This is a genomic window from Pseudomonas sp. NGC7 (assembly GCF_047159675.1).
GTDB lineage: Bacteria > Pseudomonadota > Gammaproteobacteria > Pseudomonadales > Pseudomonadaceae > Aquipseudomonas > Aquipseudomonas kermanshahensis.
In genome coordinates, this window is record NZ_BAAFZY010000001.1 from 1,363,349 (window position 1) to 1,388,901 (window position 25,553).

Consider the following 25,553-nt stretch of genomic DNA (forward strand, 5'->3'; position numbering starts at 1 on the left):
ATGACGGTGCGAGTGCAGCACGGGGCGTTTGACCCGGGTGTCGAGGTCAATGCCATGCATGCCGCGAATGTCGGCGTGGGTGCGGTGGTCGGGTTTGTCGGCTACGTGCGTGATTTCAATGATGGCCGCGAGGTGGCCGGGATGTTCCTTGAGCACTACCCGGGGATGACCGAGAAGGCGTTGGCCAAGATCGTGGTCGAGGCCGAGCAGCGCTGGCCCTTGCTCAAGGTCGAGGTGTTGCACCGGATTGGCGCGTTGGAGCCGGGCGAGCCGATCGTTTTCGTCGGTGTGGCCAGTGCCCATCGGCAGGCGGCGTTCGATGCCTGCAACTTCATCATGGATTACCTGAAGACCCGGGCGCCGTTCTGGAAGAAGGAAAACACCCAGGACGGGCCGCGCTGGGTGGAAGGCAAGCAGAGTGACCAGGATGCGGCGGGGCGCTGGTAGAACCGTTTTGGCTGGCCGGGGTTTTACCCCGGTTCGCGGGGCAAGCCCGCTCCCACAGGAATCTCGCAGACTTCAGGTCAGCACGATTTCTGTGGGAGCGGGCTTGCCCCGCGAAGAAGTCACCACCGATCAGTGGTGTTTTCGCGGCACCGGCTTGAGCAGTTCATCCGGCGGCATCTCGCATTTGATCTTGCGCCCCAGCAGCTCTTCGATCGCCGGCAGTTGGTAGGAATCGTCCTCGCCGGCAAAGCTGATCGACACGCCACTGGTCCCTGCGCGGCCGGTACGGCCGATGCGGTGAACATAGTCATCGGCATCTTCGGGCAGGGTGAAGTTGATCACGTGGCTGATGCCATCGATGTGGATACCCCGGCCCGCCACGTCGGTGGCCACCAGCACGGTAATCCGGCCTTCGCGGAAGCTCTCTAGCGTACGAATGCGCTTGTGCTGCGGCACGTCACCCGACAGTTGGGCGGCGTTGATGCCGTCGCGCACCAGCTTCTCTTCGATACGCCGCACTTCATCCTTGCGGTTGGCGAACACCATCACCCGTTCCCACTTGTTCTGGGTTACCAGGTTGTACAGCAGCTTGTACTTGTCGCTGCCGGCCACCGCGTAGACGTGCTGCTCGACCGTCTCGCTGGCGACGTTTTCTGGCTCGATCTCGACGATGGCCGGGTTGGTGGTCCACTGCTTGGCCAGGTTCATCACGTCGTCGGTGAAGGTGGCGGAGAACAGCAGCGTCTGGCGTTCGCTTTTCGGCGGGGTCTGGCGAATGATCTGACGTACCTGGGGGATAAAGCCCATGTCGAGCATGCGGTCGGCTTCGTCCAGCACCATCACTTCGACCATGTCCAGGTGCACTTCACCGCGCTGGTTGAAGTCCAGCAGGCGGCCCGGCGTGGCGACCAGGATGTCGCAATGACGCGCTTCCAGGGCCTTGAGCTGCTTGTCGAAGTCCATGCCACCGACAAAGCTCATGACGTTCAGGCCGGTGTACTTGGTCAGGGCGGCGGCGTCCTTGGCGATCTGCACCACCAGTTCGCGGGTTGGCGCGATGATCAGCGCGCGCGGTTCGCCCATGAAGCGTTCTTTGGGCGGCGGCGTCTGCTGCAGCTGGGAAATGATCGAGATCAGGAACGCGGCGGTCTTGCCGGTGCCGGTCTGGGCCCGGCCGATCGCATCCTGGCCGCGCAGGGTGTAACCCAATACCTGCGCCTGGATCGGCGTGCAGTAGGGGAAGCCCAGGTCGTGGATCGCGTGCATCACTTCACTGGACAGCTTGAAGTCGTGGAAGCGGGTTTTACCTTCCTGCGGCTCTACCACGAAATCTTCCAGCTTCCACAGGCTGGCCTGCGGCTTTGGCTTGCGTTCGCGGCGCGGTTTGTCCTTGGCCGGTTTGTCGGTGGCGGCAGGCGCTTGGGCCTCAGGGCTGGCGTCGGCGAGTGTTGGGGCCGGCTGAGGCGCTGGCTGAGACTGGGGCTGAGCCACAGCAGCGGGAGCAGGCGCGGGCGTTTTCACGCTGGCAGCGGGATCGACGGCCTGAGGCGCGGCGTCTCCTTTGCCGAATATTTTTTTGAGTGCCTTGAGCACGATCGTCTCATCAACTGGTTAAGGAATGTACGCCGGGCAGTGTAAAGCAAGAACTGGACACGGCGTAGCGGAATACACCTACATCGACGGGCGAGCCTGGCTTATTGCAATTGCTGGCTCAACCAGCCGTGGATGTCGCTCAGTTCGTTGATGGCCACTTCATGCTCCATCGGGTATTCGTGCCATTGGGCGGCAACACCCCAAGTATTCAGGTATTCGAAGGCCGTGCGCCCCATCGAAGGGATCACCACCGGGTCGTGCACGCCATGCAGGCACAGGGCCGGGGTGCGTTGCTGGCAGGCGCTGAGCTCGTGGGCATCGTTGAAGGTGGGCGCGTAGGTGGACAGCGCGATCACCCCGCCCAAGGCTTCTTGCCACTTTATATAGGCAGTGTGCAGCACCACAGCGCCACCTTGGGAGAAACCGGCCAGGAAAATCCGCGACAGATTGATGCCCTTGGCCTGTTCGGCCTTGATCAGGGCGATCACCTGTTCGGCCGATTCCTCCAGTTGCGCCTCGTCGATGGCGCGCGCCGGGGTCATGGCCTTGATGTCATACCAGCTGGGCATGGCATAGCCGCCATTGATGGTGACTGGGCGGGTAGGGGCCTGGGGCATGATGAACCGGGTACTGAGCAGTCGTTCCTGCATGAATTCGGCAACCGGTAGGAAGTCGTAACGGTCGGCGCCCAGGCCGTGCAACCAGATCACACAGGCGTCGGCGGTTTTCTGCGGTTCGAGAATCAGCGGGTTGGTCATGACTGCTCCGAAAGTGTGCGTGTCTTGTTTTCGTGTGCGTAAAAAGAAGGCGCTGCAAATGATTGTCGGAAAAAGAATGTCGCAACGATACAACTTTCCCTACTTGACGAGCGCTTAAACGCTTTAGCCGTCAACTGTGGTACGCCCTTTGCTATGAATCATCCGATGCAAGGGTCAGGCCGTGACGGTAACACCCTTTGCACGTGAAGGCTGTCATAGAACAGCCCATTGCGCCATTGACCCAATAACAAGCCAACACGGGTCGGATACGCCTCAAAAGGGTGCGGTGCAATTCCGGCTCGGTACAACAAGAGCGATTTGGAGGTTGTGAATGAAGATGTTGAAAACCACCCTGGCAGTCCTGACCGCTGCCGCTGCGCTGGGCGCTGTGACAACCGCCCAGGCCGGCGCCACGCTTGATGCGGTAAAGAAGAAGGGCTTCGTCCAGTGTGGCGTGAGCGACGGTCTTCCAGGCTTCTCGGTACCTGATGCGCAAGGCAAGATCGTCGGTATCGACGCCGATGTCTGCCGCGCCGTCGCTGCCGCCGTGTTCGGCGATGCGACCAAGGTCAAGTTCAGCCAGCTCAACGCCAAGGAACGCTTCACTGCGCTGCAGTCTGGCGAAGTCGACGTGCTGTCGCGCAACACCACCTGGACCAGCTCGCGCGATGCCGGTATGGGCCTGGTGTTCGCCGGTGTCACCTACTATGACGGCGTCGGCTTCCTGGTGAACAAGAAGCTGGGGGTTTCCAGTGCCAAAGAGCTCGATGGCGCGACCATCTGCATCCAGGCCGGTACCACCACCGAGCTGAACGTTTCCGACTACTTCCGCGCCAATAACCTGAAGTACACCCCGATAACCTTCGACACCTCCGACGAAAGCGCCAAGTCGCTGGAATCCGGCCGTTGCGACGTGCTGACCTCGGACAAGTCGCAGCTGTTCGCCCAGCGTTCCAAGCTGGCCGCGCCGACCGACTACGTGGTGCTGCCGGAAACCATCTCCAAGGAACCCCTGGGCCCGGTGGTGCGCAAGGGCGACGAAGAATGGTTCAGCATCGTCAAGTGGACCCTGTTCGCCATGCTCAACGCCGAAGAGGCCGGCATCACGTCGAAGAACGTCGAGGCTGAGGCCAAATCCACCAAGAACCCGGACAACGCCCGCCTGCTGGGTGCGGATGGCGAGTACGGCAAAGACCTCAAGCTGCCCAAAGATTGGGTAGTCCAGATCGTCAAGCAAGTGGGCAACTATGGCGAAGTGTTCGAGAAGAACCTGGGCCAGAGCACTGACTTGAAGATCGACCGTGGCATGAACGCCCTGTGGAACAACGGCGGCATCCAGTACGCGCCACCTGTGCGCTGATGGCTGCACCCTGCGGCGGCATCCCGCCGCCGCAGGCTGTTCGAATCCCTACTGTCCGGGGCACTTCATGCAAAATCGAATCGGCGCACAAAAGGGGCTATCCCTGAACGATCCGCGTGTGCGCGCGTGGTTGTTCCAGGTTCTCACGATCGTCTTCGTGGTGGGCCTGGGCTGGTACCTGTTCCACAACACGCAAACCAACCTGCAACACCGGGGCATCACCTCGGGCTTCGACTTTCTCGACCGCAGTGCCGGCTTCGGCATCGCCCAGCACCTGATCCCTTATGTGGAATCCGACAGCTACGCGCGGGTGTTCGTCATCGGCCTGCTCAACACGCTGTTGGTGACGTTCATCGGCGTCATCCTGGCGACCGTTTTGGGGTTCATCATTGGTGTGGCACGGCTGTCACCGAACTGGATGATCAACAAACTGGCAACCGTGTATGTGGAGACCTTCCGCAACATTCCGCCTTTGCTGCAGATTCTGTTCTGGTATTTCGCGGTGTTCCTGACCCTGCCAGGGCCGCGGGGCAGCATCAACATCAACGACCTGTTCTTCATCAGCAACCGTGGCCTGAACATGCCCGGCGCCTCGATGGCCGATGGCTTCTGGCCGTTTGTCATTGCTCTGGCGCTGGCGATCGCGGCCATTGTGGTGATGGTGCGTGTTGCCAACAAACGCTTCAACGAGACCGGTGAGCCGTTTCACAAGTTTTGGGTGGGGCTGGCGCTGTTCATTGCCATCCCTGGCCTCTGCGTGCTGCTGTTCGGCAGCCCCGTGCACTGGGAAGTGCCGCAGTTGAAGGGCTTCAACTTCGTCGGTGGCTGGGTGCTGATCCCGGAACTGCTGGCATTGACCCTGGCGCTGACGATCTATACCGCGGCGTTCATTGCCGAAATCGTGCGCTCCGGCATCCGTTCGGTCAGCCATGGCCAAACTGAAGCTGCGCGTTCGCTGGGCCTGCGCGAGGGCCCGACCCTGCGCAAGGTGATCATCCCCCAGGCACTGCGGGTGATCATTCCGCCGCTGACCAGCCAGTACCTGAACTTGGCGAAGAACTCGTCGCTGGCGGCCGGTATCGGCTACCCAGAGATGGTCTCGCTGTTCGCCGGTACGGTGCTCAACCAGACCGGCCAGGCCATCGAGGTGATTGCCATCACCATGAGTGTCTATCTCGCCATCAGCATCAGCATTTCGCTGCTGATGAACTGGTACAACAAGCGCATTGCGCTGATCGAGCGGTGAGGATACGCCCGTGAATGCTCACGTTTTCAAACCTGACATGCCGCCACCGGTGAAGACCGTCGGCGTGCTCGCATGGATGCGTGCCAACCTGTTCTCCAGCTGGCTCAATACCCTGCTAACCCTGTTCGCCCTTTATTTGGTGTGGCTGATCGTACCGCCTTTGCTGCAATGGGCGCTGATCGATGCCAACTGGGTCGGCACCACCCGCGCAGACTGCACCAAGGAGGGCGCCTGCTGGGTGTTCGTGCAGCAGCGCTTTGGCCAGTTCATGTACGGCTACTACCCGACGGAACTGCGCTGGCGCGTGGACCTGACCGTGTGGCTGGCCGTGCTCGGCGCCGCGCCGCTGTTCATCAAGCGCTTCCCTCGCAAGGCCGTGTATGGCCTGGGCTTCCTGGTGCTGTACCCGGTTCTCGCCTACACCCTGCTGCATGGCGGCTACCTGGGCCTGGAAAGCGTGCCGACTAGCCAGTGGGGCGGGCTGATGCTGACCCTGGTGATCGCCACCGTGGGTATCGTCGGTGCGTTGCCGCTGGGCATCCTGTTGGCATTGGGGCGGCGTTCGCGGATGCCGGCGGTGAAGGTGGTCTGCGTGACCTTCATCGAGTTCTGGCGCGGCGTACCGTTGATCACCGTGCTGTTCATGTCCTCGGTGATGCTACCGCTGTTCCTGCCTGAAGGCATGAGCTTCGACAAGCTGCTGCGGGCGATGATCGGCGTGATCCTGTTCCAGTCGGCGTACATCGCCGAGGTGGTGCGCGGTGGCCTGCAGGCTATCCCCAAGGGGCAATACGAAGCGGCTGCGGCCATGGGCCTGGGCTACTGGCGTGCGATGGGCCTGGTGATCCTGCCCCAGGCGCTGAAGCTGGTGATCCCCGGCATCGTCAACACCTTCATTGCCCTGTTCAAGGACACCAGCCTGGTCATCATCATTGGCCTGTTCGACCTGCTCAACAGCGTCAAGCAAGCGGCGGCCGACCCGGCCTGGCTGGGCATGGCCACCGAGGGCTACGTGTTCGCTGCGCTGGTTTTCTGGATTTTCTGTTTCGGTATGTCCCGCTACTCCATGCACCTGGAGCGCAAGCTGGACACTGGCCACAAGCGTTAGGAGTTTCGAAATGAGTGAAGCGATCAAGCAGCCTGCTGGCCCCGAAGGCATCATCCAGATGCAGGGTGTGAACAAATGGTACGGCCAGTTCCATGTGCTCAAGGACATCAACCTGAATGTGCGCCAGGGCGAGCGCATCGTGCTGTGCGGGCCATCCGGGTCGGGCAAGTCGACTACCATCCGCTGCCTTAACCGGCTTGAAGAGCACCAGCAGGGGCGCATCGTCGTCGATGGCGTCGAGCTGACCAACGACCTCAAGCAGATCGAGGCGATCCGCCGTGAGGTGGGCATGGTGTTCCAGCACTTCAACTTGTTCCCGCACCTGAGCATTCTGGAAAACTGCACACTGGCGCCGATGTGGGTGCGCAAGATGCCGCGGCGCAAGGCCGAGGAAATCGCCATGCATTATCTGGAGCGGGTGCGTATCCCTGAGCAGGCGCACAAGTACCCGGGGCAGTTGTCAGGCGGCCAACAGCAGCGTGTGGCGATTGCCCGGGCGCTGTGCATGAAACCGAAGATCATGCTGTTCGACGAGCCGACGTCGGCGCTCGACCCAGAGATGGTCAAGGAAGTGCTCGATACCATGGTGGGCCTGGCCGAGGACGGCATGACCATGCTGTGTGTCACCCACGAGATGGGCTTTGCCCGCACCGTGGCGAACCGGGTGATCTTCATGGACAAGGGGGAGATTGTGGAGCAGGCGGCGCCGGATGATTTCTTCGATCGGCCGCGCAGTGATCGGACCAAGTTGTTCTTGAGCCAGATTCTGCATTGATGCTGGTGGGGCCGCTTTGCGGCCCCTTCGCGGGACAAGCCCGCTCCCACAAGAATGGCGTCAACTTTAAGAAACTGATGCAATACCTGTGGGAGCGGGCTTGCCCCGCGAAGGGCTGCAAAGCAGCCCCAAATTTGAAGCCTTACTTCTGTTCCTGAGCGGCAGCCGGAGCAGGCGGCGGCCGCAGCCCCACCTCGGCGACCAGCTTCAGCTGCTGCCCATTGCGCATCACCTCAATGGTGATCTTCTCGTTGGGCTTGATCCGCGCCACCTGGTTCATCGACTTGCGCCCGTCACCCGCTGGCTCGCCGTTGATGCTCATGATCACGTCACCCAGCTGCAGCCCGGCTTTTTGCGCCGGCCCTTCACGGAAGATCCCTGCCACGACGATGCCTGGGCGATTTTGCATACCGAACGACTCAGCCAGTTCCTGGCTCAGCGGCTGCACTTCGATGCCCAGCCAGCCACGGATCACCTGGCCGTGTTCGACGATCGACTTCATCACTTCCAGCGCCAGCTTCACCGGGATGGCAAAACCAATGCCCTGGGAGCCGCCGGACTTGGAGAAAATGGCCGTGTTGATGCCGATCAGGTTGCCGTTGGCATCGACCAGAGCACCGCCGGAGTTACCCGGGTTGATCGCCGCGTCGGTCTGGATGAAGTCTTCGTAGTTGTTCAGGCCCAGCTGGTTACGGCCGGTGGCACTGATGATGCCCATGGTCACGGTCTGGCCGACGCCAAAGGGGTTGCCGATGGCCAGCGAGACATCACCAATGTGGATGTTGTCGGAGCGGCCGATGGTGATGGCCGGCAGGCTCTTCAAGTCGATCTTCAGCACCGCCAGGTCGGTTTCCGGGTCGCTGCCGATCACCCGCGCCAAGGTTTCGCGGCCATCCTTGAGCGCTACCACGATCTGGTCGGCGCCACTGGTGACGTGGTTGTTGGTCAGCAGGTAGCCCTCGGGGCTCATGATTACCGCCGAGCCCAGGCTCGACTCCCAGCGCTTCTGCTTAGGCAGGTTGTCGCCAAAGAAGCGGCGGAACTGCGGGTCTTCGAACAGTGGATGGGCGCTCTTGTTGACCACCTTGGTGGTGTACAGGTTGACCACCGCCGGTGCGGCCAGGGTCACGGCGTCGGCATACGACACCGGGCCCTGCATGATCCGGGTGGTTTGCGGGGCCTGCTGCAGGTTGACGTCCTGGCTGGGCAGGCCGACCCATTGCGGGAAGCGCTGGATGATCAGCATGGCGATCAACACACCGGTGAGCAGGGGCCAGCCAAAATAACGCAGAGCCTTGAACATGAACGAATCCTGGGAGTAGGGCGGGAGCCAGATAGCAGCGCCACGGGGCGCGAGCGCGCGCGATCATACACCTGAAACCGCTGATCGGCGAAGGCTTGTCTGGCCTGCACCCAGGCGGCTGACGCCGGTTTCCCCAAGGCCGGCGACGGCTCATAATGGCCGCCAGTATACGGGTGTTGAACCCGGCAAAAACGCAGATTTCGAGGAGATTTTCATGGCCGTCGCTCTGAACACCCTGGTCGAGGAAGCCGAGCGCTACCTGGGCAGTGCGAAGATCCAGGATTATTGCCCCAACGGGCTGCAAGTCGAGGGCCGTCCGCAGGTCAGCCGCATTGTCAGCGGTGTCACGGCCAGCCAAGCGTTGCTGGATGCTGCGGTCGAGGCCGAGGCCGACCTGGTGCTGGTGCACCATGGCTACTTCTGGAAGGGCGAGAACCCGTGCATCACGGGGATCAAGCAGCGCCGTTTGAAAACCCTGCTCAAGCACGACATCAGCCTGCTGGCGTTCCACCTGCCGCTGGATGTACACCCGGAGGTGGGCAACAACGTGCAGCTGGCGCGCCAGTTGGATATCACCGTCGAGGGGCCGCTGGACCCGGAAAACCCGAAAGTGGTTGGCTTGGTCGGTTCGCTGGCCGAGCCGATGACTGCACGGGATTTTGCCCGGCGGGTGCAAGAGGTGATGGGGCGTGAGCCGTTGCTGGTTGAAGGCGAGCAGATGATCCGCCGCGTGGGCTGGTGCACCGGGGGCGGGCAGGGGTATATCGATACCGCGATTGCCGCAGGGGTCGACCTGTTCATCAGTGGCGAGGCGTCGGAACAGACCTTCCACAGTGCTCGCGAAAACGGCGTCAGCTTCATCGCCGCCGGGCACCATGCCACCGAGCGCTATGGCGTGCAGGCCCTGGGCGACTACCTGGCCCGGCGCTTCGCCGTGGAACATCTGTTCATCGATTGCCCCAACCCGATCTAACCCTTCCGGATCTCCCACAGCCCCTGTAGGAGCAGCCTTGCGCTGCGAAGAGGCCGGTACAGGCCAAAGTGCCACCACTGGCCTCTTCGCAGCACAAGGCTGCTCCTACAACGGCTGGTGGTGAGTAGTCAGAGCCCAAACCCCCAGTCATATCGTTAGATTGTTTCGATCTAGCCCGCCTCCTAAATAGAATCAGCCGCTGTGATAAAGTGGCTCGCTCGAACACGGCCCGCAGGCCGTCCATAAGATCGTTTTTCGTGAGTAGCCATGGTCGACAAACTGACGCACTTGAAACAGCTGGAGGCGGAGAGCATCCACATCATCCGCGAGGTGGCCGCCGAGTTCGACAACCCGGTGATGCTGTACTCGATCGGCAAGGATTCCGCCGTGATGCTGCACCTGGCGCGCAAGGCCTTCTTCCCGGGCAAGCTGCCGTTCCCGGTGATGCACGTCGACACCCAGTGGAAATTCCAGGAGATGTACAGCTTCCGCGACAAGATGGTCGAGGAAATGGGCCTGGAGCTGATCACCCACGTCAACCCTGAGGGTGTGGCGCAGGGCATCAACCCCTTCACCCATGGCAGCTCCAAGCACACCGACATCATGAAGACCCAGGGCCTCAAGCAGGCGCTGGACAAGCATGGTTTCGACGCCGCCTTCGGTGGTGCCCGCCGTGACGAAGAGAAGTCGCGCGCCAAGGAACGCGTCTACTCGTTCCGCGACAGCAAGCACCGTTGGGACCCGAAGAACCAGCGCCCCGAGCTGTGGAACGTGTACAACGGCAAGGTCAACAAGGGCGAGTCGATCCGCGTCTTCCCGCTGTCGAACTGGACCGAGCTGGACATCTGGCAGTACATCTACCTCGAAGGCATCCCGATCGTGCCGCTGTACTTCGCCGCCGAGCGTGAAGTCATCGAGAAGAACGGCACCCTGATCATGATCGACGACGAGCGCATCCTTGAGCACCTCTCCGAGGAAGAAAAGGCCCGCATCGTCAAGAAGAAGGTGCGTTTCCGTACCCTCGGTTGCTACCCGTTGACGGGTGCTGTCGAGTCCGAAGCCGAGACCCTGACGGACATCATTCAGGAAATGCTCCTGACCCGTACGTCCGAACGCCAGGGCCGTGTCATCGACCACGATGGCGCCGGCTCCATGGAAGACAAGAAACGCCAAGGCTACTTCTAATTTCAGGGTTACTCCATGTCGCACCAATCTGATCTGATCAGCGAGGACATCCTCGCCTACCTGGCCCAGCACGAGCGCAAGGAACTGCTGCGTTTCCTGACCTGCGGCAACGTCGACGACGGCAAGAGCACCCTGATCGGGCGCCTGCTGCACGACTCGAAGATGATCTACGAGGACCACCTCGAAGCCATCACCCGAGATTCGAAGAAGTCCGGTACCACCGGCGAAGAAGTCGACCTGGCGCTGCTGGTCGACGGCCTGCAGGCCGAGCGCGAGCAGGGCATCACCATCGATGTCGCCTACCGCTACTTCTCCACCGCCAAGCGCAAGTTCATCATTGCCGACACCCCGGGCCACGAGCAGTACACCCGTAACATGGCCACCGGTGCATCCACCTGTGACCTGGCGATCATCCTGGTCGATGCCCGCTACGGCGTGCAGACCCAGACCCGTCGTCACAGCTATATCGCCTCGTTGCTGGGCATCAAGCACATCGTCGTCGCCGTCAACAAGATGGACCTCAAAGGGTTCGACGAAGGCGTGTTCGAAGACATCAAGGCCGACTACCTGAAGTTCGCCGATGCCATCAACCTGACGCCGAGCAGCCTGCACTTCGTGCCGATGTCGGCGCTCAAGGGCGACAACGTGGTCAACCGCAGCGAGCGTTCGCCGTGGTACACCGGCCCTGCGCTGATGGAGATCCTCGAGACCGTGGAAGTCGCGGCCGACCGCAACTTCACCGACCTGCGCTTCCCGGTGCAGTACGTCAACCGTCCGAACCTGAACTTCCGCGGCTTTGCCGGCACCCTCGCCAGTGGCGTGGTGCACAAGGGCGACGAAATCGTCGTGCTGCCGTCGGGCAAGAGCAGCCGGGTCAAGTCCATCGTCACCTACGAAGGTGAGCTGGAAAACGCCGGCCCAGGCCAGGCCGTGACCCTGACCATGGAAGACGAGATCGACATCTCCCGTGGCGACCTGCTGGTGCATGCCGACAACGTCCCGCCGGTGACCGACCAGTTCGACGCGATGCTGGTGTGGATGGCCGAAGAGCCCATGCTCCCCGGCAAGAAATACGACATCAAGCGTGCCACCAGCTATGTGCCGGGCTCGATCGCCAGCATCACCCACAAGGTCGATGTGAACACCCTCGAAAAGGATGCGGCCAGCGCGCTGCAGCTGAACGAGATCGGTCGCGTCAAGGTGTCCCTGGACAGCGCCATCGCGCTGGACGGCTATGACAGCAACCGCACCACTGGTGCGTTCATCGTCATCGACCGCCTGACCAACGGCACCGTTGGCGCCGGCATGATCATCGCGCAGCCAGTGCTGCCGCACGGCAGCACCGGCCAGCATGGCAAGCAGGCTCACGTGTCCACCGAAGAGCGCGCCCTGCGCTTCGGCCAGCAGCCGGCCACCGTGCTGTTCAGCGGCCTGTCCGGCGCTGGTAAGAGCACCTTGGCCTACGCCGTGGAGCGCAAGCTGTTCGACATGGGCCGTGCGGTGTACGTGCTCGATGGCCAGAACCTGCGCCACGACCTGAACAAGGGCCTGCCACAGGACCGCGCCGGCCGCACCGAGAACTGGCGCCGCGCCGCCCATGTGGCGCGCCAGTTCAACGAAGCCGGTATGCTGACCCTGGCTGCCTTCGTCGCCCCGGATGCCGAAGGCCGTGAACAGGCCAAGGCGCTGATCGGCAAGGAGCGCCTCGTGACTGTTTACGTCCAGGCCTCGCCAATCGCCTGCCGCGAGCGCGACCCGCAGGGCCTGTATGCTGCCGGTGGTGACAACATCCCGGGTGAAAGCTTCCCGTTCGATGTGCCGCTGGACGCTGACCTGGTGATCGATACCCAGAACACCAGTGTCGACGAAGGCGTGAAGCAAGTGCTGGATGTGCTGCGTCAGCGTGGCGCGATCTAAGCGCTGAGGCTGCATGAAAAACCCCGCTTCGGCGGTAATGCTGTTCACTTAAGAATGTCGGGGCCGCTCTGCGGCCCATCGCGGCACAAGGCCGCTCCCACACCGACCGCGTTATACCCCTATTTACAGGGCATGCGCGAACATTGTAGGAGCGGCCTTGTGCCGCGATGGGCCGCAAAGCGGCCCCAATACAGGCGATGGATAACTTAAGTGAACAGCATTACGCCTCGGCGGGGTTTTTTGTGGCACCTGTTTAGCGTGCATTTGCAATGAATAGCGCTGACTCAGATATGCTTTTCCGACACAGGAATCACGCGCCTCTCTTTCACTGCCTTATATGAAAAACTCGAATAAATCTCCTTAACGCCCGGCAACCGCTGCAGTACTTCCCGGGTGAATTCCCCAAACGATTCAAGGTCCCGCGCCAGTATTTCCAGCAAGAAGTCATAGCGCCCGGAAATATTATGGCAGGCAACGATTTCGGGTATTTCCATCAACCGCTTCTCAAAAGCCAAGGCCATGTCTTTGGTATGCGAATCCATCATGATGCTGACAAAAGCGGTTACGCCAAACCCCAATGACTTAGGGGAAAGAATGGCCTGGTACCCGGTGATATAGCCGTTATCTTCCAGCAATTTGACCCGCCGCCAGCAAGGCGAGGTGGTCAGCGCAACCTGGTCAGCGAGTTCGGAGACGGTAAGGCGGGCGTTGTCCTGCAGGGCAGCGAGCAGGGCGCGGTCGGTGCGGTCGAGGCTCGAAGGCATGGTTTGCCCTCCTGATCGAATAATTGTTGTTTTTGTTCCAAAAAGTGCTCGATTGCGTGGGCTATTTTGGAAAAATTCAGGCAGCTCGGTGGCATAAGCTTATAACAAACCACCAGAGGCTGTTGCCATGCGCGACTCCCATAACAACACCGGTTTTTCCACACGGGCCATCCACCATGGTTATGACCCGCTTTCCCACGGGGGCGCCCTTGTGCCGCCGGTGTATCAAACAGCGACCTATGCCTTCCCCACCGTTGAATATGGCGCTGCCTGCTTTGCAGGGGAGGAAGCGGGGCACTTCTACAGCCGTATTTCCAACCCGACGCTGGCCTTGCTGGAACAGCGCATGGCGTCGTTGGAAGGGGGCGAGGCCGGGCTGGCGCTGGCTTCGGGGATGGGGGCCATCACCTCCACGATCTGGACCCTGCTACGGCCGGGTGATGAGCTGATTGTCGGGCGCACGTTGTATGGCTGCACCTTTGCCTTTCTGCACCATGGCATTGGCGAGTTCGGGGTGAAAATCCGTCACGTCGACCTTAACGACACTAAGGCACTCAAGGCGGCGATTACCAGCAAAACACGGATGATCTACTTCGAAACACCCGCCAACCCCAACATGCAACTGGTCGATATCGCGGCGGTGGCTGACGCCGCGCGTGGGCATGATTTGCATATCGTGGTCGACAACACCTACTGCACGCCTTTTTTGCAGCGGCCCCTGGAAATGGGTGCCGACCTGGTGGTGCATTCGGCCACCAAGTACTTGAGCGGCCATGGCGATCTCACCGCAGGGCTGGTGGTGGGGCGCAAGGCGCTGATCGACCGGATACGCCTGGAAGGCCTCAAAGACATGACGGGCGCGGTGCTGTCGCCGCATGACGCTTCGCTGTTGATGCGCGGTATCAAGACCCTGGCCCTGCGCATGGACCGCCATTGCGCCAACGCCCAGCAGGTGGCGGAGTTTATCGCGCGCCAGCCGCAGGTCGAGTTTATCCATTACCCAGGGCTGCCCTCGTTTGCCCAGTACGAACTCGCTCAACGGCAGATGCGCCTGCCGGGTGGCATGATCGCATTTGAGCTCAAGGGCGGCATCGAAGCGGGGCGGCGCTTTATGAATGCCCTGCAGCTGTTCGCGCGGGCGGTGAGCCTGGGCGATGCCGAGTCGCTGGCGCAGCATCCGGCGAGCATGACCCATTCCAGCTATACGCCGACGGAGCGGGCGCATCACGGGATATCGGAGGGGTTGGTGCGCTTGTCGGTGGGGTTGGAGGACAGCGAGGACTTGCTGGCGGATGTTGAGCAGGCATTGCAGGCTTGTAGCTAAGAGGCCTATGAATTCAGCCCACAAAAAAGGCCTCCTGAGAGGCCTTTTTGGTAATCATCAAATCAACGCTTGAGCCCGTAGCTCTCATCGAGCATACCCGGCGAGTTCGGCGTTTTTGGCGCGTAGTCGCGTGGCACTTCGGCGGTGTCCTTCGGCGGGGTCAGACGGTCGCGGGGGCCTTGGGCCGCTTCGGAGTGCAGGGCGGCCAGCAGGCGCTGGCGGGTGACGTCGTCGAGGGCCAGGGTGTTGGCGCCATCGGCGAGGTGATCCTGGACATCCTGGTAGCTCTGGGTGAGTTTCTTGACCAGTACGGCGGTGCTGTTGAAGTGGGTGACCACTTCGTTCTGGTAGCTGTCGAAACGCTGCTGGATGTCATCCAGTTGACGTTGCGTGCTGCTCGGCGCGGCATTGGGCAGCAGGCGGGCTACGACGAAACCAACCACCACGCCGATGACCAGGGCCAGGGTCGGCAACAACCAAACAAGGAGCGAGAGTTCCACGAGTCCTTCCTCTATAAACGGCTTTGCTTTACGTTAACGGCTCAGACCTGCGCTGTATACCGCGAGCGATCGCAAATCAGAACAGAATTCCTCACCTAGACGAATCGACCCTTCCCGAGGTCACGGAGTAGTGCCTTGCTTGTCCGCGAAACCCCCTTGTTCATCGATGGCCCTTGTGGCCAGTTGGAAGCCTTGTACCTGGACGTGGCCGATGCCCGCGGCGTGGTGCTGATCTGCCACCCCAACCCGGTCCAGGGCGGCACCATGCTCAACAAGGTGGTTTCGACGTTGCAACGCACCGCGCGTGACGCCGGTTACGTGACCCTGCGCTTCAACTACCGGGGTGTCGGCCAAAGCGCCGGCAGCCATGACATGGGCGCGGGCGAGGTAGCCGATGCCGAGGCGGCGGCTGCCTGGTTGCGGGCGAAGCACCCCGAGCTGCCGGTGGTGCTGATGGGCTTCTCGTTCGGTGGTTTCGTCGCGACCAGCCTGGCAGGGCGCCTGGAAAGCGCTGGCGTTGAGTTGCAACACCTGTTCATGATCGCCCCGGCGGTGATGCGCCTGACAGACGAATTCCCGTTGCCGCAGCGCTGCCCGATCACCCTGGTGCAGCCCGACAGCGATGAGGTCGTCGATCCGCAGTTGGTCTACGAATGGTCTGACACCCTGTCGCGCCCCCATGAGCTACTGAAAGTGGCAGAATGCGGACACTTCTTCCATGGCAAGCTGACCGATCTGAAGGATCTGCTGCTGCCGCGCCTTTCGAATTGAGCCAAGCCTGAATAAGCGAACACCCATGACCACGCGCATCCTTACCGGTATCACCACCACCGGCACCCCGCACCTGGGCAACTACGCCGGCGCCATCCGCCCGGCGATCCGCGCCAGCCAGCAACCCGGTGCCGATTCGTTCTACTTCCTGGCCGACTACCACGCCCTGATCAAATGCGACGACCCGCTGCGCATCCAGCGCTCGCGTCTGGAAATCGCTGCCACCTGGCTGGCCGGTGGCCTCGATCCGGACAAGGTGACCTTCTACCGCCAGTCCGACATCCCGGAAATCCCCGAACTGACCTGGTTGCTGACCTGCGTTGCTGCAAAGGGCCTGCTCAACCGTGCCCATGCCTACAAGGCCTCGGTGGACAAGAACGTCGAGAACGGTGAAGACCCGGACGCCGGCGTGACCATGGGGCTGTTCAGCTACCCGGTGCTGATGGCCGCCGACATCCTGATGTTCAACGCCCACAAGGTGCCGGTCGGCCGTGACCAGATCCAGCACGTGGAAATGGCGCGTGACATTGGCCAGCGCTTCAACCACCTGTTCGGCCAGGGCAAGGACTTCTTCGCCCTGCCGGAGGCGGTGATCGAAGAGAGCGTGGCGACGTTGCCGGGCCTGGACGGGCGCAAGATGTCCAAGAGTTACGACAACACCATCCCGCTGTTCACCAGCGCGAAGGACATGAAAGACGCTATTTCGCGCATTGTGACCGACTCGCGCGCGCCGGGCGAAGCGAAAGACCCGGACACTTCGCACTTGTTCACCCTGTACCAGGCCTTCTCGACGCCGGAGCAATGCGCCGGGTTCCGCGAAGAGCTGCTGCAGGGCCTGGGCTGGGGCGACGCCAAGCAGCGTCTGTTCCAGCTGCTGGATGGGCAACTGGCCGAGAAGCGCGACCACTACCATCAACTGATCTCGCGTCCATCGGACCTGGAAGACATCCTGTTGGCCGGTGCCGCCAAGGCCCGCAATATCGCCACGCCGTTCCTTGAGCAACTGCGCGAAGCCGTTGGCCTGCGTTCGTTCCGCAGTAGCGTCCAGGCCAACACCGAAGTGAAGAAAAAGGCCGCCAAGAGCGCGCGTTTCGTCAGCTTCCGTGACGAGGATGGCAGCTTCCGCTTCCGCCTGCTGGCCGCCGACGGCGAGCAACTACTGCTGTCGCGCAGCTTCGCCGACGGCAAAAGCGCCGGCGCCGTCAGCAAGCAACTGCAGCAAGGTGGCGAAGCCGATGTGCGTGCTGAAGGGCTGAGCTTCAGCCTGTGGCTGAATGGCGAGCAGGTGGCTGAAGGGCCGCAGTTCGACACGGCCGAAGCCCGTGATGCGGCTGTTCAAAGCCTCCACGAGGCCCTGGTGCCACAGCAGGACTGAGACAGTTTGACGCAAGTCTGATTGCCATTAAGCGGGCCTGTCGCTACAGTGACGGCCCGTTTTTTGTTGCCTCGCTAACGAAATCATGACGCCCCTAGAACGATACCAAGCAGATCTGAAACGTCCCGACTTCTTCCATGATGCGGCGCAGGAGACTGCGGTGCGTCACTTGCAGCGCCTGTACGACGACCTAGTACACGCGCAGAACAACAAGCCGGGCGTGTTCGGCAAACTGTTCGGCAAGAAAGAGCAGACGCCGGTCAAGGGCTTGTACTTCTGGGGTGGGGTAGGGCGTGGCAAGACCTACCTGGTCGACACCTTCTACGAGGCGCTGCCGTTCAAGCAGAAGATGCGGACGCACTTCCACCGCTTCATGAAGCGCGTGCACGAGGAAATGAAAACCCTCAAGGGCGAGAAAAACCCGCTGACCCTCATCGCCAAGCGTTTCAGCGACGAAGCCAAAGTCATCTGCTTCGACGAGTTCTTCGTTTCCGACATTACCGATGCGATGATCCTCGGCACCTTGATGGAGGAGCTGTTCAAGAACGGCGTGTCCTTGGTGGCGACGTCCAACATCGTGCCGGACGGCCTGTACAAGGACGGCCTGCAGCGTGCGCGCTTCCTGCCCGCCATCGCCATGATCAAGCAGTACACCGACGTGGTGAACGTCGACAGTGGCGTGGACTATCGCTTGCGTCACCTGGAGCAGGCCGAACTGTTCCACTTCCCGCTCAATGACGCCGCACACCAGAGCATGCGTGCCAGCTTCAAGGCACTGACCCCTGAGTGCACCCAGGCTGTCGAGAACGACGTGCTGATGATCGAAAACCGCCCGATCAACGCTCTGCGCACCTGCGATGACGTCGCCTGGTTCGACTTCCGCGCCCTGTGCGACGGGCCGCGTAGCCAGAACGACTACATCGAGCTGGGCAAGATCTTCCATGCCGTGTTGCTGAGCAATGTCGAGCAGATGGGCGTTGCCACCGATGATATCGCCCGCCGGTTCATCAACATGGTCGACGAGTTCTACGACCGTAACGTCAAGCTGATCATTTCGGCTGAGGTGGAGTTGAAGGACCTGTACACCGGTGGCCGTCTGAGCTTTGAATTCCAGCGGACTTTGAGCCGGTTGCTGGAGATGCAGTCGCACGAGTTCCTGTCGCGCGCGCACAAGCCGTAAGGCATGGGGGCTGCTGCGCAGCCCTTTCGCGACACAAGGCCGCTCCTACAAGAGATCGCGTTCTTTTGTAGGAGCGGCCTTGTGTCGCGATGGGGCGCGTAGCGGCCCCCTAGGCCTCAAGCCTCTTGCATGAACTGCTGCCGATACTGGTTCGGCGACAACTCCGTGTGCTGGCGGAACAACCGGGCAAAGAAGCTGGCGTCGTCGTAGCCCACTTCGTAGCTGATGGTCTTGATGCTCTTGCGCGTGCTCGACAACAAGCCCTTGGCGGTCTCGATCCTTAGCCGTTGCAGGTAATGCAGCGGCTTGTCGCCCGTTGCGCCCTGGAAGCGCCGCATGAAGTTGCGAATGCTCATGCCGTGGTTGCGGGCCACGTCCTCGAAGCGGAACTTGTCGGCGAAGTGCTCTTCCAGCCAATGCTGGATCTGCAGGATGATCAGGTCCTGGTGCAGTTTCTGCCCACCAAAACCCATGCGCCCCGGGGTGTAGTTGCGCTGCACTTCGTAAAGGATGTCGCGGGCCACGGCGCGGGCCACGTTGGCACCGCAGAAGCGCTCGATCAGGTAGATATACAGGTCACAGGCCGACGTCGCACCGCCCGCGCAATAGATATTGTCGGCATCGGTCAGGTGCTTGTCCTGGTTCAAGCGGATTTTCGGAAAACGCTCGGCAAAATTGGCGAAGAAACGCCAGTAGGTCGTCGCCTCCTTGCCGTCGAGCAGGCCGGACTCGGCCAGCCAGAACACACCAGAGGCTTCAGCGCACAGCACGGCGCCACGGGCATGTTGCTCACGCAGCCACGGCAACACCTGTGGATAACGCTGCATGAGGTTGTCGAAGTCGTCCCAGAACGCTGGGAGGATGATGATATCGGCATCGTTCAGGCCGCCGTCGACCGGCAGCTGGACATTACTGAAGCTGTCCACGGGCTGGCCGTCTGGGCTCACCAGGCCAATTTCGAACATGGGCTGCAGGCCCAGGCCCAATTGCTTGCTGTACCGCAGGCTGGCGAGGTGGAAGAAATCCTTGGCTTGCATCAAGGTCGAAGCAAACACCTTGTCAATGGCCAGGATGCTGACGCGCCGCAGCGACGCGGAGGGTTGGGTAAACATCATTGTCATTGTTCTTATAGGGTAGAGTGGTCAATCACCGGCTGGATCGTCTTATTTTTTGGCGATTGTGTCTACCCCGCAGAATTGCACGGTCCCTTTCGCGAGTTCACCCGCGAAAGGGACAGCGTTGCACTGGGTTCAGGGCGCCGGGTTGGGCTGGTCCTGATGGATCGCCTCGATCGCCGCCAGCAGCTCATCGCTCAGCTTCAGGTCCAGGCTCGCCAGGTTGCTCTCGAGCTGTTCGACGCTAGTCGCACCGATAATGTTGCTGGTCACGAACGGCTGGCGTGTGACGAACGCCAGGGCCATCTGCGCCGGGTCCAGCCCATGTGCCTGGGCCAGCTGCACATAGCGGCTGCAGGCCGCCACGGTCTGCGGGTTGGAGTAGCGGGCGAAGCGGCTGAACAGCGTCAGGCGGCCTTTTTCTGGCCGGGCGCCGTTCTCGTATTTGCCCGACAGCATGCCAAAGGCCAGCGGCGAATAAGCCAGCAGCCCGCATTGCTCACGGATCGCGATTTCCGCCAGGCCCACCTCGAAACTGCGGTTGAGCAGGTTGTACGGGTTCTGGATCGATACCGCGCGCGGCCAGCCGCGGGCTTCTGCCAGTTGCAGGAACTTCATTGTGCCCCACGGCGTTTCGTTGGACAGGCCAATGTGGCGGATCTTGCCCGCGCGCACCTGCTCATCGAGCACTTCGAGGGTCTCTTCCAGTGGGGTGAAGTGGTCTTGTGGCAGGTGCTGATAGCCCAGCTTGCCGAAGAAGTTGGTGCTGCGCTCCGGCCAGTGCAGCTGGTACAGGTCGATGCGGTCGGTTTGCAGGCGTTTCAGGCTTTCGTCCAGCGCCGCGACGATGTGCTGGCGGTTGTGCTTGAGCTGGCCATCACGGATGTGGCTGATGCCGTTGCCGGGGCCTGCGACCTTGCTGGCCAGGATCCAGTCGTCGCGATCGCCCTGCTCGCGGAACCAGTTGCCGATGATGCGCTCGGTGGCGGCATAGGTCTCTGGGCGCGGTGGCACCGGGTACATTTCGGCGGTGTCGATGAAGTTGACCCCGGCGGCCTTGGCCATCGCAATCTGCTTGAAGGCCTCGTCCTGAACGTTCTGTTCGCCCCAGGTCATGGTGCCCAGGCACAGGGCGCTGACGTTGAGATCGGTACGGCCGAGCTGGCGGTATTCCATCGGGAAAACTCTCCTTGGTAAAGAAGCCCATAAAAGCAGGTTGAAATTTTTCGCGCAATCTGGATAATTCGGCACCTCTCCGTGTGGCGGAAGTGATGCACCACCACGCAGGAAGAACCCCGTCGAACATTGGCGTGCCCGACCCGAGCCCCCAAAAGCGTCTGTGTTCGGCTGCGCGCTTGCCCTTGGCAAGCTGTGCACTATCCAGTAAGATTCGCCGTCTATTTTTCGCTGGGCGGCCTCTGAGGCTTTAGAGAATGAAAACTTTTACTGCTAAACCGGAAACAGTAAAGCGCGAGTGGTTCGTAGTCGACGCCGCTGGCCAGACCCTGGGTCGTCTGGCTACCGAAATCGCTAGCCGTCTGCGTGGCAAACACAAACCAGAATACACCCCTCACGTTGACACCGGCGACTACATCGTCGTCATCAACGCCGAGCAAATCCGTGTAACTGGCGCCAAGTCTTCCGACAAAATGTACTACTCCCACTCCGGCTTCCCAGGCGGTATCAAGGAAATCAACTTCGAGAAGTTGATCGCCAAGGCCCCTGAGCGTGTTATCGAAACCGCGGTCAAAGGCATGCTGCCGAAGAACCCGCTGGGTCGCGACATGTACCGTAAGCTGAAAGTGTACGCGGGTGCTGCTCACCCACACACTGCTCAGCAGCCTCAAGAACTGAAGATCTAACGGGATAGTTCATTATGTCGGCGACTCAAAATTACGGCACTGGCCGTCGCAAGACCGCAACCGCTCGCGTTTTCCTGCGTCCGGGTACTGGTAACATTTCCATCAACAACCGTTCTCTGGACGTGTTCTTCGGCCGCGAAACCGCTCGCATGGTTGTTCGCCAGCCGCTGGAACTGACCGAGACCGTTGAGAAGTTCGACATCTACGTCACCGTTGCTGGTGGTGGTGTCAGCGGTCAAGCCGGTGCGATCCGTCACGGTATCACCCGCGCTCTGATGGAATACGACGAAACCCTGCGTGGCGCTCTGCGTCGTGCTGGCTACGTCACCCGCGACGCTCGTGAAGTTGAGCGTAAGAAAGTGGGTCTGCGTAAAGCGCGTAAGCGTCCTCAGTACTCCAAGCGTTAATTTCGCTTCGGCAGTCGAAAAAGCCCGGTTCCTTTGGAGCCGGGCTTTTTTTATGTCTTGAACTAACCTGTCAGCATGTCCGTGACGGCTTACCGCATAGACGCAGATCAAGCAAAGCGAGGGTTGTAGCCCGCAATCGGGTAATCACCTTGTCAGTGTGTGGATTTGTTTCTTACCATGGCGGCCAATTTTTAGTGCCACAGACATTACCTAAGTACAGGCCTGATCCAACAGGCCAAGCAAGCTGATGGGAGAGGACTGAATGAGCAATGACGGCGTCAACGCAGGCCGGCGCCGCTTCCTCGTAGCCGCGACCTCTGTGGTCGGGGCGGCGGGGGCAGTGGGGGCTGCGGTACCGTTCGTGGGGTCATGGTTTCCCAGTGCCAAGGCGAAAGCCGCGGGTGCACCGGTGAAGGTGAATATCGCCAAGGTCGAGGCCGGGCAGCAGATGGTGGCCGAGTGGCGTGGCCAGCCTGTATTCATCGTACGGCGAACGGAGGAGATCCTCGGGAACCTCAAGAAAATTACCGCAGACCTGTCCGACCCCGAGTCGAAGGCCTCGGTGCAACCCACCTACGTCGACCCGCAGGTGCGCTCGATCAAGCCGGAAATACTCATTCTCGTAGGCCTGTGCACCCACCTGGGCTGCTCGCCGACGTTCCGCCCTGAAGTGGCGCCCGCCGACCTGGGGCCAAAGTGGGTAGGGGGCTATTTCTGCCCGTGCCACGGTTCCCACTATGACCTGGCTGGCCGTGTCTACAAGTCGCAGCCGGCGCCTCTCAACCTGCCAGTGCCGCCGCACTCGTATGAGTCGGACGACATCATTGTCATCGGCGTCGATCAGGAGAACGCATGATGAGCAAGTTCATGGACTGGATTGATGCGCGCTTCCCCGCCACCAAGATGTGGGAAGACCACCTGAGCAAGTATTACGCGCCCAAGAACTTCAACTTCCTGTATTTCTTCGGCTCCCTGGCGTTGCTGGTGTTGGTCAACCAGATCGTCACCGGTGTGTGGCTGACCATGAGCTTCACGCCCTCGGCAGAAGAGGCCTTCGCCTCGGTCGAGTACATCATGCGTGACGTGGAATACGGCTGGATCCTGCGCTACCTGCACTCCACCGGCGCGTCGGCGTTCTTCATCGTGGTCTACCTGCACATGTTCCGCGGGCTGCTCTACGGCTCCTACCAGAAGCCACGTGAGCTGGTCTGGCTGTTCGGCATGCTGATCTACCTGGCGCTGATGGCAGAGGCCTTCATGGGCTACCTGCTGCCTTGGGGGCAGATGTCGTACTGGGGTGCCCAGGTGATCATCTCGCTGTTCGGTGCGATTCCGGTGATCGGCGACGACCTCACCCAATGGATTCGTGGTGACTACCTGATTTCCGGTATTACCCTGAACCGCTTCTTCGCCCTGCATGTGGTAGCCCTGCCGATCGTCATTCTGGGCCTGGTGGTGCTGCACATCCTGGCCTTGCATGAAGTGGGTTCGAACAACCCCGATGGCGTCGACATCAAGAAGAAAAAGGACGAAAACGGTATCCCGCTGGACGGCATTCCGTTCCACCCGTACTACACCGTCAAGGACATTGTCGGCGTGGTCGTGTTCCTCTTCGTGTTCTGCGCTGTGGTGTTCTTCTTCCCGGAAATGGGCGGTTACTTCCTGGAGAAACCGAACTTCGAGCAGGCGAACGCCTTCAAGACGCCTGAGCACATTGCACCGGTGTGGTACTTCACGCCGTTCTACGCGATCTTGCGTGCGGTGCCTGACAAGCTCATGGGTGTGATCGCCATGGGTGCCGCCATCGCCGTGCTGTTCGTGTTGCCTTGGCTCGACCGCAGCCCGGTGCGCTCCATGCGTTACAAAGGCTGGATCAGCAAGCTCTTCCTGCTGGTGTTCTGCGTGGCCTTCGTCATCCTCGGCATATTGGGCGTGCTGGCACCGACACCAGGGCGCACCTTGCTGTCGCAGGTGTGCACGGTGTTGTACTTCGCCTACTTCCTGCTGATGCCGTTCTACACAAGGCTCGAGAAGACCAAACCGGTTCCGGAAAGGGTGACTGGCTGATGAAAAAGTTGATTGCAGTATTTTTGCTGGCAGTGATGCCTGCCTTTTCCTTCGCTGCGGAACACGGCCTGGAGCTGGACAAGGTCGACATCGACCTGACCGACAAAGCGGCCATGCAGGATGGTGCGCGTACCTTTGCCAACTATTGCATGGGTTGCCACAGCGCCAAGTTCCAGCGCTACGAGCGGGTCGCCGATGACCTGGGTATCCCCCACGAGCTGATGCTTGAAAAGCTAGTGTTCACCGGTGCCAAGATTGGTGACCACATGAACATCGGCATGAAGCCAAGCGATGCCAAGACCTGGTTCGGCGCCGCGCCACCCGACCTGACCCTGGTCGCCCGGGTGCGGGGTACCGATTGGCTGTACACCTACCTGCGCAGCTTCTATGAGGACAAGTCGCGTCCTTATGGGGTGAACAACAAGGTGTTCCCTAACGTCGGCATGCCCAACGTACTGGTCGGCCTGCAGGGCAACCAGGTGGTTGGCTGCAAGCAGGTGCAGAGTGTGGTCGATGGCAAGAAGCAGTTTGACCCGCTGACGGGCAGCCCATTGACCCATGAAGCGTGCGACCAGCTGACCATCACGCCGAATTCCGGTACCCTGACGACCGAGCAGTTCGACGAGAAGGTCAAGAACCTGGTGACCTTCCTGGCCTATTCGGCCAACCCGGTCAAACTGGAAAGCCAGCGCATTGGTACCTATGTGTTGCTGTACCTGGCTTTCTTCTTCGTATTCGCCTATTTGCTCAAGCGTGAATACTGGAAGGACGTGCACTGATCACGCAGTAATTTCTGGTAGTTGAACGCGCCCGGGGGGCCCTAGCAGATTTGCCAGGGTACCCCGGGCGCGTTTTCATTTAGAGTTTTACGAGCATCTCGTGCGAGGAGGCGCTACATGGGCGCAACCAACAGGTTAGCCTGCTATTCCGATCCCGCTGATCACTATTCTCATCGGGTACGCCTCGTTCTTACCGAAAAAGGCATCAGCGTGCAGATCGTCGACGTCGATCCTGGCCGTCTGCCGCCCAAGCTGGTTGAGGTGAACCCCTATGGGAGCGTGCCGACCTTGGTCGACCGCGACCTGGCGTTGTATGAGTCGACCGTGGTGATGGAATACCTCGAAGAGCGTTACCCGCATCCACCCTTGATGCCGGTGTACCCTGTGGCGCGTGGCAACAGCCGCCTGCTCATGCACCGCATCCAGCGTGACTGGTGTGCCCTGGCGGACACCGTGCTCGACGCGCGCAGCACTGACGCTGCCCGGGCCGAGGCGCGCAAGGCATTGCGTGAGAGCTTGACTGGTGTCTCGCCGCTGTTCGGTGAGTTCGCCTGCTTCATGAGTGATGAGCAAAGCCTGGTCGATTGTTGTCTATTGCCCATACTCTGGCGTTTGCCGGTCATGGGTATCGAATTGCCGCGGCAAGCCAAGCCGCTGCTGGATTACATGGAGCGACAGTTTGCCCGCGAGCCTTTCATGGCGAGCCTGTCCTCCGTAGAACGTGAAATGCGCAAGCTTTAAGGA

General features: G+C 60.9%; 25 protein-coding genes. 18 read left to right on the plus strand and 7 right to left on the minus strand.

Annotated elements, in window-relative coordinates; translation table 11 throughout:
• A complete protein-coding gene (moaE, locus tag ACMCNM_RS06205) occupies window positions 1–447 on the plus strand; it encodes a molybdopterin synthase catalytic subunit MoaE (protein WP_027595317.1) in 447 nt (148 codons plus the stop codon).
• Window positions 448–576: 129 nt separating this feature from the next.
• Here moaE and rhlB read toward each other — a convergent pair whose 3' ends face one another.
• Together rhlB and ACMCNM_RS06215 are read right to left on the minus strand one after the other, a co-directional pair.
• The gene (rhlB, locus tag ACMCNM_RS06210; RefSeq protein WP_412764094.1) at window positions 577–2,040 is read right to left on the minus strand and encodes an ATP-dependent RNA helicase RhlB; all 1,464 of its coding nucleotides are present in this window, start codon (window positions 2,038–2,040) and stop codon (window positions 577–579) included.
• Window positions 2,041–2,141: 101 nt separating this feature from the next.
• Window positions 2,142–2,798, minus strand: a complete 657-nt coding sequence (locus ACMCNM_RS06215) for an alpha/beta hydrolase (protein ID WP_027595319.1) — start codon at window positions 2,796–2,798, stop codon at window positions 2,142–2,144.
• Between the two features lie 331 nt (window positions 2,799–3,129).
• On the opposite strand from ACMCNM_RS06215, the gene ACMCNM_RS06220 reads away from it, so the two are divergent.
• From ACMCNM_RS06220 to ACMCNM_RS06235, 4 genes are all read left to right on the plus strand, one after another.
• A complete protein-coding gene (locus tag ACMCNM_RS06220; protein ID WP_027595320.1) occupies window positions 3,130–4,158 on the plus strand; it encodes an amino acid ABC transporter substrate-binding protein in 1,029 nt (342 codons plus the stop codon).
• Window positions 4,159–4,225: 67 nt separating this feature from the next.
• Window positions 4,226–5,404: an amino acid ABC transporter permease gene (locus ACMCNM_RS06225; RefSeq protein WP_099455252.1), complete on the plus strand. Its 1,179-nt coding sequence runs from the start codon at window positions 4,226–4,228 to the stop codon at window positions 5,402–5,404.
• Window positions 5,405–5,414: 10 nt separating this feature from the next.
• Complete coding sequence (locus tag ACMCNM_RS06230) at window positions 5,415–6,512, plus strand: amino acid ABC transporter permease (RefSeq protein WP_027595322.1); 1,098 nt, start codon at window positions 5,415–5,417, stop codon at window positions 6,510–6,512.
• Between the two features lie 10 nt (window positions 6,513–6,522).
• Window positions 6,523–7,287 carry an amino acid ABC transporter ATP-binding protein gene (locus ACMCNM_RS06235; protein ID WP_003251792.1) on the plus strand — a complete coding sequence of 255 codons (765 nt, stop codon included), beginning with the start codon at window positions 6,523–6,525 and terminating at the stop codon, window positions 7,285–7,287.
• 142 nt (window positions 7,288–7,429) lie between these two features.
• Here the strand turns inward: ACMCNM_RS06235 and algW are convergent, their stop codons facing one another.
• On the minus strand, window positions 7,430–8,590 hold the full coding sequence (gene algW / locus ACMCNM_RS06240) for a Do family serine endopeptidase AlgW (protein ID WP_275747212.1): 1,161 nt from the start codon (window positions 8,588–8,590) through the stop codon (window positions 7,430–7,432).
• A gap of 214 nt (window positions 8,591–8,804) precedes the next feature.
• Between algW and ACMCNM_RS06245 the strand changes: the two genes are divergently transcribed.
• The 3 genes from ACMCNM_RS06245 (at window position 8,805) to cysN (ending at window position 12,665) form a co-directional block, all read left to right on the plus strand.
• Complete coding sequence (locus tag ACMCNM_RS06245; RefSeq protein ID WP_027595324.1) at window positions 8,805–9,563, plus strand: Nif3-like dinuclear metal center hexameric protein; 759 nt, start codon at window positions 8,805–8,807, stop codon at window positions 9,561–9,563.
• Between the two features lie 267 nt (window positions 9,564–9,830).
• Entirely contained in the window at window positions 9,831–10,748 is a 918-nt protein-coding gene (gene cysD / locus ACMCNM_RS06250; protein ID WP_003251799.1) for a sulfate adenylyltransferase subunit CysD, read from the plus strand.
• Between the two features lie 15 nt (window positions 10,749–10,763).
• Entirely contained in the window at window positions 10,764–12,665 is a 1,902-nt protein-coding gene (gene cysN / locus ACMCNM_RS06255) for a sulfate adenylyltransferase subunit CysN (RefSeq protein ID WP_085273976.1), read from the plus strand.
• Between the two features lie 284 nt (window positions 12,666–12,949).
• On the opposite strand, the gene ACMCNM_RS06260 is transcribed toward cysN, so the two are convergent.
• The gene (locus ACMCNM_RS06260; RefSeq protein ID WP_027595326.1) at window positions 12,950–13,429 is read right to left on the minus strand and encodes an Lrp/AsnC family transcriptional regulator; all 480 of its coding nucleotides are present in this window, start codon (window positions 13,427–13,429) and stop codon (window positions 12,950–12,952) included.
• A 127-nt stretch (window positions 13,430–13,556) separates the two neighbouring features.
• On the opposite strand from ACMCNM_RS06260, the gene ACMCNM_RS06265 reads away from it, so the two are divergent.
• Window positions 13,557–14,753 carry a methionine gamma-lyase gene (locus ACMCNM_RS06265; protein ID WP_412764095.1) on the plus strand — a complete coding sequence of 399 codons (1,197 nt, stop codon included), beginning with the start codon at window positions 13,557–13,559 and terminating at the stop codon, window positions 14,751–14,753.
• A gap of 62 nt (window positions 14,754–14,815) precedes the next feature.
• Here the strand turns inward: ACMCNM_RS06265 and ACMCNM_RS06270 are convergent, their stop codons facing one another.
• Entirely contained in the window at window positions 14,816–15,253 is a 438-nt protein-coding gene (locus tag ACMCNM_RS06270) for a YhcB family protein (RefSeq protein WP_027593992.1), read from the minus strand.
• 135 nt (window positions 15,254–15,388) lie between these two features.
• On the opposite strand from ACMCNM_RS06270, the gene ACMCNM_RS06275 reads away from it, so the two are divergent.
• The 3 genes from ACMCNM_RS06275 to zapE all read left to right on the plus strand — a co-directional run bounded on the left by ACMCNM_RS06275 (window position 15,389) and on the right by zapE (window position 18,579).
• A complete protein-coding gene (locus ACMCNM_RS06275; RefSeq protein ID WP_027593993.1) occupies window positions 15,389–16,024 on the plus strand; it encodes an alpha/beta hydrolase in 636 nt (211 codons plus the stop codon).
• 25 nt (window positions 16,025–16,049) lie between these two features.
• Complete coding sequence (locus tag ACMCNM_RS06280) at window positions 16,050–17,399, plus strand: tryptophan--tRNA ligase (protein ID WP_412764096.1); 1,350 nt, start codon at window positions 16,050–16,052, stop codon at window positions 17,397–17,399.
• Between the two features lie 85 nt (window positions 17,400–17,484).
• Entirely contained in the window at window positions 17,485–18,579 is a 1,095-nt protein-coding gene (gene zapE, locus ACMCNM_RS06285) for a cell division protein ZapE (protein ID WP_027593995.1), read from the plus strand.
• A 116-nt stretch (window positions 18,580–18,695) separates the two neighbouring features.
• On the opposite strand, the gene ACMCNM_RS06290 is transcribed toward zapE, so the two are convergent.
• A complete protein-coding gene (locus ACMCNM_RS06290) occupies window positions 18,696–19,616 on the minus strand; it encodes a GlxA family transcriptional regulator (protein WP_172960431.1) in 921 nt (306 codons plus the stop codon).
• A gap of 213 nt (window positions 19,617–19,829) precedes the next feature.
• Window positions 19,830–20,870, minus strand: a complete 1,041-nt coding sequence (locus ACMCNM_RS06295; RefSeq protein WP_027593997.1) for an NADP(H)-dependent aldo-keto reductase — start codon at window positions 20,868–20,870, stop codon at window positions 19,830–19,832.
• Window positions 20,871–21,127: 257 nt separating this feature from the next.
• On the opposite strand from ACMCNM_RS06295, the gene rplM reads away from it, so the two are divergent.
• The 6 genes from rplM to ACMCNM_RS06325 all read left to right on the plus strand — a co-directional run bounded on the left by rplM (window position 21,128) and on the right by ACMCNM_RS06325 (window position 25,550).
• Window positions 21,128–21,556, plus strand: a complete 429-nt coding sequence (gene rplM, locus ACMCNM_RS06300; protein ID WP_008097538.1) for a 50S ribosomal protein L13 — start codon at window positions 21,128–21,130, stop codon at window positions 21,554–21,556.
• 14 nt (window positions 21,557–21,570) lie between these two features.
• Window positions 21,571–21,963, plus strand: a complete 393-nt coding sequence (gene rpsI / locus ACMCNM_RS06305) for a 30S ribosomal protein S9 (protein ID WP_009404633.1) — start codon at window positions 21,571–21,573, stop codon at window positions 21,961–21,963.
• Window positions 21,964–22,225: 262 nt separating this feature from the next.
• Window positions 22,226–22,819 carry a ubiquinol-cytochrome c reductase iron-sulfur subunit gene (gene petA, locus ACMCNM_RS06310; protein WP_027593998.1) on the plus strand — a complete coding sequence of 198 codons (594 nt, stop codon included), beginning with the start codon at window positions 22,226–22,228 and terminating at the stop codon, window positions 22,817–22,819.
• Window positions 22,819–24,030, plus strand: coding sequence for a cytochrome b (locus ACMCNM_RS06315; protein WP_027593999.1), 1,212 nt, complete (start codon window positions 22,819–22,821; stop codon window positions 24,028–24,030). The genes petA and ACMCNM_RS06315 overlap by 1 nt, the downstream gene beginning before the upstream one ends.
• Window positions 24,030–24,809 carry a cytochrome c1 gene (locus tag ACMCNM_RS06320; RefSeq protein ID WP_027594000.1) on the plus strand — a complete coding sequence of 260 codons (780 nt, stop codon included), beginning with the start codon at window positions 24,030–24,032 and terminating at the stop codon, window positions 24,807–24,809. The genes ACMCNM_RS06315 and ACMCNM_RS06320 overlap by 1 nt, the downstream gene beginning before the upstream one ends.
• A gap of 117 nt (window positions 24,810–24,926) precedes the next feature.
• The gene (locus ACMCNM_RS06325; RefSeq protein WP_412764097.1) at window positions 24,927–25,550 is read left to right on the plus strand and encodes a glutathione S-transferase N-terminal domain-containing protein; all 624 of its coding nucleotides are present in this window, start codon (window positions 24,927–24,929) and stop codon (window positions 25,548–25,550) included.
• The last annotated feature ends 3 nt before the right edge of the window (window positions 25,551–25,553 follow it).